Here is a 12,107-nt window from a genome sequence, read left to right as displayed (position 1 = left end):
GACCCACATCGCGTATCCCGTAGTAGCCGCGTTCCCGGGCGAGGACGGCGAGGGCCCGGCGAGGAAGAGGCGGTGGCCCTCCATGGGCCGTTCGTACCACGGACGCGGTACGCCGGGCCGGTCCCGTACTCCTGTGGGAGGGGCGGGGGTTCAGCCCGGTGGCTGCATCGGTTGTCGGTGGGCGCCCGTACCGTTGAGGCATGGATCTTCGACTGCCCCGACTGCGCGGGCCCCGACGGTGGATGGCGGCCGCGGCCGCAGCCGTCGTCGTGCTCGCCGGCGGCGGCACGTGGACGGCTGTCGCCTCGGACGACACCCCGCCCGTGCACCGCGCCGACCGCGTCATGGCCATGGGCGGCGGGGTACGGATCGACACCTCGTACTTCACCGCGGGCGCCTCCTCGGCCCGCCGCCCCGCCGTCCTTCTGGGGCACGGCTTCGGCGGCAGCAAGCAAGACGTACGGGACGAGGCGGAGAAGCTCGCCCGCGACGGGTACGCGGTGCTGACCTGGTCGGCGCGCGGCTTCGGCAGGTCGACGGGGAAGATCGGGCTGAACGACCCCAGGGGCGAGGTCGCCGACGTCTCGAAGCTCATCGACTGGCTGGCGAAACGCCCCGAGGTCCAGCTCGACAAGAGCGGCGACCCGCGCGTGGGCGTCACCGGCGCCTCGTACGGCGGGGCGATCTCCCTGCTGGCCGCCGGCCACGACCAGCGGGTCGACGCGATCGCCCCGGCGATCACGTACTGGAACCTGGCGGACGCCCTGTTCCCGAACGGGGTCTTCAAGAAGCTCTGGGCCGGCATCTTCATCAACTCCGGTGGCGGCTGCGACCAGTTCGAGGCCCAGCTGTGCGCGATGTACAACCGGGTCGCGGAGTCGGGGAAGCCGGACGCGACGGCCACGAAGATGCTGGAGGAGCGCAGCCCCTCCGCGGTCGGCGACCGCATCAAGGTGCCCACGCTCATCCTGCAGGGCCAGTCCGACTCCCTCTTCCCGCTCGGCCAGGCCGACGCGATGGCCAAGGCGATCAGGGCCAACGGCGCCCCCGTGGACGTCGACTGGATCTCCGGTGGGCACGACGGCGGCGACATGGAGACGGACCGCGTCCAGTCCCGGGTCGCCTCATGGTTCGACCGCTATCTGAAGGACGACAAGAACGCCGACACGGGCCCCGCCTTCAGGGTCACCCGCACCGGAGGCATCGACTCCACCGACGGCGCCGCCCAGCTGAGGGGCGCGAGCGGGGACACCTATCCCGGACTGGAGAGCGGACGGCACGCGATCGTGCTGGCCGGACGCGAGCAGACCTTCCAGAACCCGGCGGGGGCCAGCCCACCCGCGATCTCGGCCCTTCCCGGCCTGGGCGGCTCGGGCGGCCTCGCCCAGCTCTCGTCCCTCGGAGTCGGCGTCTCGCTCGACTTCCCGGGCCAGTACGCGCAGTTCGAGTCCTCGCCCTTCGGCGACGACCTGCGGATCACCGGATCGCCGACGGTGACGGTGCATGTCACGTCGAGCACCGACGACGCGGTCCTCTTCGGGAAGGTGTACGACGTCGGACCGGGCGGCGCGCAGCAGGTGCTGCCCTCGCAGCTCGTCACGCCGTTGCGGGTCGAGGGCGCGAAGACCGGCAAGGACGTCACGATCACCCTGCCCGCCGTCGACCACGAGGTGCAGAAGGGCCACCGGCTGAAGCTCGTCCTCGCCTCGACGGACCTCGGCTACGCCTCACCGGCGGCCCCGGCCACGTACACGGTCTCCCTGAAGGGCGACCTCAAGGTCCCGACGGCCACCGGCGTGACGACCGCCGCCGCGCCGCTGCCCGCCTGGGTGTGGTGGCTGCCGCTCGCCGGAGCGCTGGTCGCGCTGGCGCTCCTGCTGACGGGCCGCCGCCTCACGACGGCCGGCGCGCCCGATCCGGAACTCGCCGAAGTCCCGCTCCAGATCACGGACTTGAGCAAGCGGTACGCGAAGTCGGCGGACCGGTACGCGGTACGGGACCTGTCGTTCCGCGTGGAGAAGGGCCAGGTGCTGGGCCTGCTCGGGCCGAACGGCGCGGGCAAGACGACCACCCTGCGCATGCTCATGGGCCTGATCAAGCCGGACGGCGGCGAGATCCGGGTCTTCGGGCACGCGATCCGGCCCGGCGCTCCGGTGCTCTCCCGGGTCGGGGCGTTCGTCGAGGGCGCGGGCTTCCTCCCGCACCTCTCGGGCCGCGAGAACCTGGAGCTGTACTGGCAGGCGACCGGCCGTCCCCTGGAGGACGCCCACCTGGAGGAGGCGCTGGAGATCGCGGGCCTCGGCGACGCGCTGGCCCGCGCGGTCCGCACCTACTCGCAAGGCATGCGCCAGCGCCTCGCCATCACCCAGGCGATGCTCGGCCTCCCGGACCTCCTCATCCTCGACGAACCGACCAACGGCCTCGACCCGCCACAGATCCGCGAGATGCGCGAGGTCATGATCCGTTACGCCGCCGCCGGCCGCACGGTCATCGTCTCCAGCCATCTCCTCGCGGAGGTCGAGCAGTCCTGCACACACCTGGTGGTCATGGACCGCGGCCGGCTGATCCAGGCGGGCCCGGTGAGCGAGATCGTCGGCTCCGGCGACACCCTCCTCGTCGGCACCGGCTCCCCCGTGGAGGAGCCGGTCGTCGAGAAGGTCGGCGCGCTGCCGGGCGTGGCCTCGGCCGTCGCGGCCGAGGGCGGGCTGCTGGTCCGCCTCGACCCCGACGGAAGCGCGGAACGCCTGGTCGTGGAGCTCGTACGGCTCGAAGTGCCCGTGGCATCGGTGGGCCCCCACCGCCGCCTGGAAGACGCGTTCCTCACCCTGATCGGAGGCTCAGCATGAGCACGCTCGTCGAGCGCACCGAGACGGCCGACGGGTACCGGGCGCGGCGCACGCTTCCGTTGCGCGTGGAGCTGATCCGGCAGTTGAAGCGGCGCCGCACCCTCGTGATGGGGGCGATCCTCGCGGTGCTGCCCTTCGTCCTCGTCGCGGCGTTCGCGATCGGCGGTGAACCGGGCGCGCGGAACGGCCAGGTCACGCTGATGGACACGGCCACCGCGTCGGGCGCCAACTTCGCCGCGGTGAACCTCTTCGTCTCCGCGGGCTTCCTGCTCGTGATCCCCGTCGCGCTGTTCTGCGGGGACACGATCGCCTCCGAGGCGAGCTGGTCGTCGCTGCGCTATCTGCTGGCGGCCCCCGTGCCCCGGGCCCGGCTGCTGTGGTCCAAGCTCACCGTCGCCCTCGGCCTCAGCCTCGCCGCGATGGTGCTGCTGCCGGTCGTCGCGCTGGCCGTGGGCACCGCCGCCTATGGCTGGGGGCCACTGGAGATCCCCACCGGCGGAGCGCTCTCCGCCGGTACCGCGACCCAGCGGCTCCTCGTGGTGATCGCGTACATCTTCGTGTCCCAACTGGTCACCGCGGGGCTCGCGTTCTGGCTGTCGACCAAGACGGACGCCCCGCTCGGCGCGGTCGGCGGCGCGGTCGGTCTGACGATCGTGGGGAACGTACTGGACGCGGTCACCGCCCTCGGCGACTGGCGCGACTTCCTGCCCGCGCACTGGCAGTTCGCGTGGGCCGACGCCGTCCAGCCGACCCCGGAGTGGGGCGGCATGATCCAGGGCACGGCGATTTCCATAACGTACGCGCTCGTGCTGTTCGCCCTGGCCTTCCGTGGTTTCCGGCGCAAGGACATCGTGTCGTAGGTCTCCGGAAGATCACCCACCGGTCTCAACGGCCGCCCGCCGTGGCCGCTTTGAGATCCATCCGCAACGCTCCGTAGCGCACATCCCGGCCCCCTCGGACGTCACAGTCACAGACGTCGGCCCATACAAAGGCCACTCACCGAGGGGGCACAGATGGGGATGGACCACATACGGACCACGGCCAGGTGGCCGAAGGCCACGGTATCGGCAGCCATGGGACCGCGGGCTGCGGGATGCCGTCGACTGCGCGGCACGCTGCTCGCGCTGACGGCGGCGGGCGCCGTGCTGCTGACGGGCTGCAGCGCGAGCAGCGGCGACAACTCGTCGAACAGCGCGGACAAGTCCGGCGGCCGCAACCTCCCCCTGCCCGCTCCCGCCCAGCCCTCGGGCGGCGCGGCCGAGGGCGAGCGGCAGGGTGAGCAGACCGGCGCCCCCGATCGCGAACTCGCGCCGTCCCCCGACTACCTCTCCACCTTCGCCCTCGACGTCGACACCGCCTCGTACGGCTACGCCCGTCGCACCCTCGCGAACGGAAGGATCCCCGACCCCTCCACCATCCGCCCCGAGGAGTTCGTCAACAGCTTCCGCCAGACCTACGAACGCCCCGACGGCAACGGCTTCTCGGTCACCGTCGACGGCGCCCGCACCGACGACGAGCGCTGGTCGCTGGTCCGGGTCGGCCTCGCCACCCGCGCCGCCGAGAGCGACCGGGAACGCCCGCCCGCCGCCCTCACCTTCGTCATCGACGTCTCCGGCTCGATGGACGAGCCGGGCCGCCTCGACCTGGCCAAGGACTCCCTCGACGTGATGACCGACCGGTTGCGCGACGACGACTCGGTCGCCCTCGTCACCTTCAGCGACGACGCCGAGACCGTCCTGCCGATGACCCGCCTCGGCGACCACCGCGGCCGCGTGCACGACGCGATCGACAGCCTGGAGCCGCAGGACTCGACCAACCTCGGCGCGGGCGTGGACACCGGGTACGACACGGCGGTCGAAGGCCGGCGCGAGGGCGCCACCAACCGTGTCGTCCTGATCTCCGACGCGCTCGCCAACACCGGTGACACGGACGCCGATTCGATCCTGGAGCGCATCTCCTCCGCCCGCAGCCGGCACGGCATCACCCTCTTCGGCGTCGGCGTCGGCAGCGACTACGGCGACGCCCTGATGGAGCGCCTCGCCGACAAGGGCGACGGCCACACCACGTACGTCTCGAACGAGGACGACGCCCGCAAGGTCTTCTGCGAGCAACTCCCGCAGAACATCGACCTCACCGCCCGCGACGCCAAGGCGCAGGTCGCCTTCGACCCGCAGACGGTCGAGCAGTTCCGGCTGATCGGCTACGACAACCGCAAGGTCGCCGACGAGGACTTCCGCGACGACCGGGTGGACGGCGGCGAGGTGGGCCCCGGCCACACGGTCACGGCCCTCTACGCCGTCCGCACCAAGCCCGGCGCCTCCGGCCACCTCGCCACCGCGAGCGTCCGCTGGCTCGACCCCGACAGCCGCGCCCCGCACGAGGAATCCGGCCAGCTGGAGACCGCCGCCCTCCACGACGACCTGTGGACCTCACCCACCACCTTCCAAGTCGCCGCCGTGGCCGCCCACTTCGCCGACGCCCTGCGCGCGGACGACGCCCGCTGGAGCAGCACCCTCCCCGGCGCCCTTCCCCTGGACGAACTCGCCGCCCGCGCCCGCACACTCGCGAAGACCTCGGAGGACGAGGCGGTGGGCGGCCTCGCGACCGCGGTCGAGCAGGCGAGCCGGATGGACAACTGCGAGGTGGGCTGCTCCGGATAGCGGACCGTGCGCAATCCATTGAATTTCCCTTACGCGCGAGTAAGTTTCCCCACGAGTAGGGACCCTGCGACCGGGAGCCGTCATGGGCGTACGCAAGGATCTGAAGCGGGCCAAGAAGCGCTCCGACCTGGCCGGTCGCAGCAAGGTGGAGCTGAGCAGGGACGCGACCGGCACGGTCCGCGAGGCGCGCACCGCCCGTCTGGCACCGAGCCCCACCACCGGCAGCACCGCCGACCTGCCCTTCACCAACGCGGCCGAGGCCCCCGACGCGGTGGTCCTGCGCCGCGAGGAACACGGCGCCTGGAATCCGGTGACCGCGGCCGCCTTCGCCCGCGAAGTCACCGACACCGCGAAGGGGTTGATCGCGGCGGGGCTCGAACCGGGCGGCCGGGTCGCGGTGATGTCCCGTACGCGCTACGAATGGACGGTCCTCGACTTCGCGATCTGGGCGGCCGGCGGCCAGACCGTCCCGATCTACGCGACCTCGTCCGCCGAGCAAGTGGAGTGGATCATAAGGGACTCGGGCGCGCGTTTCGTGATCGTCGAGACCGCCGAGAACGCGGACACCGTGGCCACCGGCACGGCCCGGCACCCCGAACCCCCGCGGGTATGGCAACTCGACGGCGGCGCGATCGGTGAACTCACCACCCTGGGACGGGACATCCCGGACGAGGAGGTCACCAAGCGCCGCGCCGGCCTCACCCCCGACACGGTGGCGACGGTCTGCTACACCTCCGGAACCACCGGCAAACCCAAGGGCTGCGTCCTCACCCACGCCAATCTCTACGCCGAGGCCGCCAACACGGTTGAGCTGCTGCACCCCGTCTTCAAGGAGGTCACCGGCCAGATCGCCTCGACGCTCCTCTTCCTCCCGCTCGCCCACATCATGGGCCGCACCCTCCAGATCGCCTGCCTGATGGCCCGCATCGAGGTCGGCCACTGCCCGAGCATCAAGCCGGACGAACTCCGGCCCGCACTAAGGCAGTTCCGCCCCACCTTCCTCGTCGGCGTCCCGTACCTCTTCGAGAAGATCCACGACACCGGCCGCGCCACCGCCGAGAAGATCGGCCGGGGCGCCTCCTTCGACCGCGCCGACCGCATCGGCGTCCGCTTCGGAGAGGCGTACCTGAACAAGTTCCTCGGCGTGGGCAAGGGGCCGGGGCCCGGCCTGTACGCCGCCTGGGCGCTGTACGACCTGCTGGTCTACCGCCGTATCCGCAAGGAACTCGGTGGCCGCGCCCGCTACGCCATCAGCGGCGGCTCCCCGCTCGACCGCAACCTCAACCTCTTCTTCTACGCGGCCGGAATCATCGTCTACGAGGGCTACGGACTGACCGAGACCACCGCCGCCGCCACCCTCGTCCCGCCCCTGAAACCCCGCCCCGGCACGGTCGGCCTGCCGGTCCCGGGCACGGCCGTCCGGATCGCCGACGACGGCGAGGTCCTCATCAAGGGCGGCGTCGTCTTCGGCGCCTACTGGAACAACCCGGCGGCGACGGACGCGGTGCTGCGGGACGACTGGTTCGCCACCGGCGACCTCGGCGCCCTGGACAAGGACGGCTACCTCACCATCACCGGGCGCAAGAAGGACATCCTCGTCACCTCCGGCGGCAAGAACGTCTCGCCCGCCGTCCTGGAGGACCGGCTGCGCAGCCGCCCGCCGGTCGGCCAGTGCCTCGTCGTCGGCGACAACCGCCCGTACGTCGCCGCCCTGATCACGCTGGACCCCGAGTCCGTCGCCCACTGGCTCACCGTTCGCAAACTGCCCTCGGACACCCCACTGCCCGAGGTCGTCCGTGACCCCCGGATGCGCGCCGACGTCCAGAAGGCGGTCGACTACGCCAACGAGGCGGTCTCCCGGGCCGAGTCCATCCGCCGATTCGCCTTGGTGGAGGGCGAGTTCACCGAGGACAACGGCTTGCTCACCCCGTCCGTGAAGGTCAAGCGGCACGCGGTGACGGCGGCGTACGCGACCGAGATCGAGGCGCTGTACCGGGGCTGACGCGCAACGTAACGGCGGGCCACCGGAAAACCGGTGACCCGCCGCGGTGGACCCGAGGGCTCAGCCGTTGTTGGTGCCGTTGGCGGACAGGACGGGGACGTCGTCCAGGATGTGCGACAGCGGCTCGTCGCCCTTGGCCTGGGTGGAGTTCTCGACGCACTGCTGGTTCTGCGGAGCCGACAGAACCGGGATGTCCTGGACGCTGACCGGCACGACGCCGACGATCGAGCCGGCGTTGAGCTTGGCCGGCAGACCCACGCAGGGCTTGTTCAGCGAACCCTGGACCAGCGAGAGCTGCGGGCTCATGTCGCCCTGCGTGGAGGAGTTGCCGAAACTCTGCGTGGCACCAACGCCGCTGGTGGACGTCGTGCCATTGTCGTCGCCGAGCGCCAGAGCCTGCGGCGCGGCCGCGGCCGACATGCCGGCAACGGAAGCAGCGATAGCCGCGGTTGCCCACAGCTTCTTCATGTTCATTCCCTTCGGAAAGCGGACTCCGCTTCGGAGTCTCGCGTGATCAACTGTGCGGCCCGTGACAAGGTTGCGGATGTAACCCGATTGGCGGAGCGCCCGGTTCCCCTCTCAGCGCCACGGGTGTTCCGGCTTGCTTCCGCGCACCGTCTGGTCGTCGTCGCGTGACGAAGACGAGCAGGCGGGTCACCGGAGAACCGGTGACCCGCCGCGGTGGGTCCGAGGGCTCAGCCGTTGTTGGTGCCGTTGGCGGACAGGACGGGGACGTCGTCCAGGACGTGCGACAGCGGCTCGTCGCCCTTGGCCTGAGTGGAGTTCTCGACGCACTGCTGGTTCTGCGGAGCCGACAGGACCGGGATGTCCTGGACGGCGACCGGTACGACGCCGACGATCGAGCCGGCGTTGAGCTTGGCCGGCAGACCCACGCAGGGCTTGTTCAACGAACCCTGGATGAGGGCCATCTGCGGGCTCATGTTGCCGTACGTGGAGGAGTTGCCGAAACTCTGGACGGCACCGGTGCCGCTGGCGGACGTCGTGCCACTGTCGTCGCCGATCGCCAGAGCCTGCGGCGCGGCGGCAGCGGAGGCACCAACGATGGATGCGGCGACTGCCGCAGTGGCCATAACCTTCTTGATCACTGACTAGTCCCTTCTGAAAAAACCCCGTCCACCGGAGCACCCTGGATCAACTGCCTTGACCGCCCGAAGTTCCTGTAATTCACCCCGATGGCCCAAGCGGTGAAGTCGGACATCCCGGTGTGGTCCGGCAGTGGCGAGGAAAAGGGCAGGCCCATGGGCTGGAATGTTTCCGGGTGAATTGCGCGGGGCGATTCGGGTGAATTCCCGCGAGGGGTACGTTGTGTCGTTTCTTCGGCGTCTATTCCTCGTTTACGGATTGCAGGTCATGGTGCGAGCCGTTCAAGCTGTGCTCGCTCGGTTTCGGCCGCCATTTGGGGCATGACCGCATAGAAGGGAATGCGCGTGAAGCACAAGAAGAGCGCTGCTGTCGTCGCCGGGGCAATCATGGCCATGGGGATGGCCGCCCCGGCCTTCGCCGACGCCGGTGCCGAGGGCGCCGCCAGCGGCTCCCCGGGTGTGCTGTCGGGCAACGTCATCCAGGTCCCCGTCCACGTTCCTGTCAATGTGTGCGGCAACTCCCTCGCTGTCATCGGCCTGTTGAACCCGGCGTTCGGCAACAGCTGCATGAACGACTGACGCAGCGCACGGGTCGCTCGGCTGTGACACGGCCGGCCTTGGACCGCCCTTTCCGGTTCCAAGGCCGGCTTTTCCGCTGCGTCGGGCAGGAGGGGACGAGAGCGCGACAGGCTGCCTCAGGGGGCAGCGGTCAGCAGCCGTACAGGGGAGATCACCCCATCGGCGGCACAACCCGGGCCGCCGCCATGCGTTGATCCAGGGCGCGGGTGTCCCGCCCGGTGTTTGTACCAACTCCCAAGGAGCGCTTTTCCATGTCTCGTATCGCGAAGGGCCTGGCCCTGTCCTCTGTTGCCGTAGCAGCCGTGGCGGGCGCCGCCGGCGTCGCCGCTGCCGACAGCGGGGCGACGGGCTCCGCCTCCCAGTCTCCCGGCGTCCTGTCGGGCAACGTCGTGCAGGTCCCGATCCACGTTCCGGTCAACGCATGCGGAAACACCGTGAACGTGATCGGGCTGCTGAACCCGGCGTTCGGCAACACCTGCGCCAACGACTGACGCAGTCGCGGACTCTTCCGGCCGCCCTCCCGAAGGGGAGGGCGGCCGACGCATGTCGCCCTTGTTTCACTCGCGTTCCCCGTCTTCTGCGGGGAATCCCGGACGAGACGCGCCACCCCAATGGGTGGAATCCAGGAATGTTCGAAGCCCGGGGTTTCCGCCGAGACGGGGGCTCGTTAGCCAGGAAGCAGTGGGGAGCAGGCATGCAGGATGTCTGAGCAAGGAGAATTCCATCCGGCGGCGAGAGTTGCCGAAGAAAGGAACAGGATGAAGTCGCTGAAGGCTGCCGCCGTCGTTGCGGGCTCGATGGTCATCGTCGGCGTTGCCGTGCCCGCCTTTGCGAACGACGCCTCGGATCTCACGCCCACCAGCCTCAACGGTGGGCTGGACACGATCAGCAGCCGGGCGAGCGAGGAGTTGCTCGACGTTCAGCCCCTGCATACGGACATGCTCGACACGGAGCACCAGCACTCCCTGGTCGGCACTGCGCAGGACGCGGTGGACAACGTCAACGAGGCCGGCCTGCCCGGAGGGCTTCTCGGTGGGCTTCCGCTCCAGAAGTAGGCGGCTCATTTCAGCGGCGTGTCTTCTCAAGCCTCTTCCTCCGACCCGCCGGCAATTCCAAGAAGGCGGCTCTGGGATCTGCCGCCGCCGGAATGGCCGCGGGCGTTGCCCCGGGGCAACGATCGGCGCTTCGAATTGTTCGACGACGGCCCCTCGTCCGCGTGGTCGTCCCCTGGGGGAATCACCCGGGTGAGAAAGCGGCCGGACGTGTTCCGGCCCATCGATAGGATTCCGCGATGACCTCAACCTCAAGCGAAACGCGCCCATTTTCGGCTGCCGATCTCGGCACTCTCGCCGTCATCGCCTGGAGCGGTGATGCGCCCGACGGCGACATGCCTTACCTGCTGGCCTATTCCCTCGGCGAAGGCGGTCCGGAGGCCTCCACGGTCGCCGTCGAGCAGTTGCTGCGAACCATCGGCCTGCCCATCGGTGAGGGGCTTGTCGACGGCTTCACCCGACCGAGCCTGCCGATCCGCCTCCTTGTCGAGGCGGGCCAGGCGATGGTCAGCATGCCGCGCCTCGACGCCCAGTGCACCGCGCCGCCGGAGTGGCTGGCTGCGGTCGGCGAACGTGGGTTTGCCTATTTCATCTTCACGACGCGCCCCTGGCCCGAGGCCGAGCCGGGCCGCCCCGTCGAAGCGGAAGCCCTGGCCGCCTTCGCGGGCGACGAGGAGACGCTGAAGAGGGCGACGCATGTCCTTCTGCCCGTGCGCAACCTGCGCGGCTGAACAGCCTGCCGCGGCCGTCGCCGCCGAGCGCGGCAGCGCACGCGCATCGCGCCGATGCCGTTCTCAGGATCGTCATCAGGCCGCGGTACGTCGAGGGCCACCTGCTGCCGGAGCGAGTCCTGCCGCGACTGCCCCTCAACGCTGGGCTGCCCGGGGGGAGGGTGCAGACGCCGCTCCCGCACCTTCTCGGGGACGGCTTCAACCGCCTCGACGCCCGCACGCCCGCGTCCGGCCTCGGCACGTTCACGCCCGGACTGTCCGTGGACGCGCCGCTGATCCCGCCGCGCCCCGGATCTGCACTACCGGGCTGGGACTCGACCCGTACAGGGAACAGCAGGTCGGCGGCCGCCTTGCGGGCGGCCGCCGACCTGCTGTGACGAGATCAGGAGCGGGTCTGGGTGATGGAGGACGTCACCCCGCCGTTGTTGGCCATCAGGTGGGTGGTGATGTAGTAGACGCCGCCGTTGGCGTCGAAGCCCGAGGCGATGACGTCGGACGAGGCGCCGCCGGCTGTGGCGCTCCGATCCGAGTTCACGTAATAGGGGCCTGCCGTGCCCAGGTGGAACGGGTTCGATGCGCCGCTGCTGTCGAGGGAGCCGCTCATCAGGTCACTCCTCATTGCCCCCCGAACGTCAGCAGAAGCCGTCCCCTGGTGGGACGACGGGCCATCGGCGGCGAAGGCGGCCTGTCCCAGACCGATTGTCAGCGACACGCTGAGAAGGAGCGTCGCCGCCGCCTTGGTGACCTTGCGCATTTTGTTTCACCTCTCTGTTGAGAGCCGCCTCATTCCTCGAGGATGGCCCCCAAAAAGCAAAGCACGCATGTGTACGGCGGAGGCCGCGTGAATCGCCGCTGTCACTCGCTTGCAGGAGAGCCACGGCCTGATGTTGGGATTCCGTGAGGAACGCCGGTCGGGTTACAGGGCAGGCGATTGATATCAAGCGGCATCAGGCCTTTTGCGCGGTGTCCTTGGCGCAGTTGAATACCTACGGCAGAGCTGCACCCCCTGGCGCGGCGGCCGGCGCCAACCGCGTTCAGGGCGCGGCGCACGGTCGAGTCCGACACCGGCCGGCCCGAACAGGCCCTGGTGATGAGCCTGGATGACCTCGGCGTCCGACAGGCGAAGCGCGCCGA

At 70.1% G+C, this 12,107-nt stretch carries 12 protein-coding genes; 9 read left to right on the top strand and 3 right to left on the bottom strand.

All coding sequences use genetic code 11. The annotated features are described in order from the left end of the window. Window positions 1-200 precede the first annotated feature (200 nt). The 4 genes from ACFY0T_RS15580 to ACFY0T_RS15565 all read left to right on the top strand — a co-directional run bounded on the left by ACFY0T_RS15580 (window position 201) and on the right by ACFY0T_RS15565 (window position 7,508). Complete coding sequence (locus ACFY0T_RS15580) at window positions 201-2,846, top strand: alpha/beta fold hydrolase (RefSeq protein ID WP_388869664.1); 2,646 nt, start codon at window positions 201-203, stop codon at window positions 2,844-2,846. Then, on the top strand, window positions 2,843-3,706 hold the full coding sequence (locus tag ACFY0T_RS15575; protein WP_388869661.1) for an ABC transporter permease: 864 nt from the start codon (window positions 2,843-2,845) through the stop codon (window positions 3,704-3,706). The genes ACFY0T_RS15580 and ACFY0T_RS15575 overlap by 4 nt, the downstream gene beginning before the upstream one ends. Window positions 3,707-3,919: 213 nt before the next feature. Next, on the top strand, window positions 3,920-5,506 hold the full coding sequence (locus tag ACFY0T_RS15570; protein ID WP_388869658.1) for a von Willebrand factor type A domain-containing protein: 1,587 nt from the start codon (window positions 3,920-3,922) through the stop codon (window positions 5,504-5,506). An 82-nt stretch (window positions 5,507-5,588) separates the two neighbouring features. After that, window positions 5,589-7,508 carry an AMP-dependent synthetase/ligase gene (locus ACFY0T_RS15565; RefSeq protein WP_388869655.1) on the top strand — a complete coding sequence of 640 codons (1,920 nt, stop codon included), beginning with the start codon at window positions 5,589-5,591 and terminating at the stop codon, window positions 7,506-7,508. 60 nt (window positions 7,509-7,568) lie between these two features. Here ACFY0T_RS15565 and ACFY0T_RS15560 read toward each other — a convergent pair whose 3' ends face one another. Both ACFY0T_RS15560 and ACFY0T_RS15555 read right to left on the bottom strand, forming a co-directional pair. After that, window positions 7,569-7,976, bottom strand: a complete 408-nt coding sequence (locus tag ACFY0T_RS15560) for a rodlin (protein ID WP_388869651.1) — start codon at window positions 7,974-7,976, stop codon at window positions 7,569-7,571. A 227-nt stretch (window positions 7,977-8,203) separates the two neighbouring features. Beyond that, window positions 8,204-8,614: a rodlin gene (locus ACFY0T_RS15555; RefSeq protein WP_388869648.1), complete on the bottom strand. Its 411-nt coding sequence runs from the start codon at window positions 8,612-8,614 to the stop codon at window positions 8,204-8,206. Window positions 8,615-8,950: 336 nt separating this feature from the next. Between ACFY0T_RS15555 and chpD the strand changes: the two genes are divergently transcribed. The 5 genes from chpD (at window position 8,951) to ACFY0T_RS15530 (ending at window position 11,350) form a co-directional block, all read left to right on the top strand. Then, entirely contained in the window at window positions 8,951-9,190 is a 240-nt protein-coding gene (gene chpD, locus ACFY0T_RS15550) for a chaplin ChpD (RefSeq protein ID WP_388869645.1), read from the top strand. A gap of 251 nt (window positions 9,191-9,441) precedes the next feature. Continuing rightward, the gene (locus tag ACFY0T_RS15545; protein ID WP_388869642.1) at window positions 9,442-9,681 is read left to right on the top strand and encodes a chaplin; all 240 of its coding nucleotides are present in this window, start codon (window positions 9,442-9,444) and stop codon (window positions 9,679-9,681) included. Window positions 9,682-9,948: 267 nt separating this feature from the next. Further along, window positions 9,949-10,245, top strand: coding sequence for a hypothetical protein (locus ACFY0T_RS15540; protein WP_388869639.1), 297 nt, complete (start codon window positions 9,949-9,951; stop codon window positions 10,243-10,245). A gap of 236 nt (window positions 10,246-10,481) precedes the next feature. Continuing rightward, window positions 10,482-10,973, top strand: coding sequence for a DUF5949 family protein (locus tag ACFY0T_RS15535; protein WP_388869637.1), 492 nt, complete (start codon window positions 10,482-10,484; stop codon window positions 10,971-10,973). Between the two features lie 161 nt (window positions 10,974-11,134). Beyond that, window positions 11,135-11,350 carry a hypothetical protein gene (locus ACFY0T_RS15530; protein WP_388869635.1) on the top strand — a complete coding sequence of 72 codons (216 nt, stop codon included), beginning with the start codon at window positions 11,135-11,137 and terminating at the stop codon, window positions 11,348-11,350. Window positions 11,351-11,355: 5 nt separating this feature from the next. Here ACFY0T_RS15530 and ACFY0T_RS15525 read toward each other — a convergent pair whose 3' ends face one another. Then, window positions 11,356-11,727, bottom strand: a complete 372-nt coding sequence (locus tag ACFY0T_RS15525) for a hypothetical protein (protein ID WP_388869633.1) — start codon at window positions 11,725-11,727, stop codon at window positions 11,356-11,358. Window positions 11,728-12,107 lie beyond the last annotated feature (380 nt).

The organism is Streptomyces sp. NPDC001530 (genome assembly GCF_042894545.1).
GTDB lineage: Bacteria > Actinomycetota > Actinomycetes > Streptomycetales > Streptomycetaceae > Streptomyces.
This window is presented reverse-complemented; position numbering and strand designations above follow the sequence as displayed.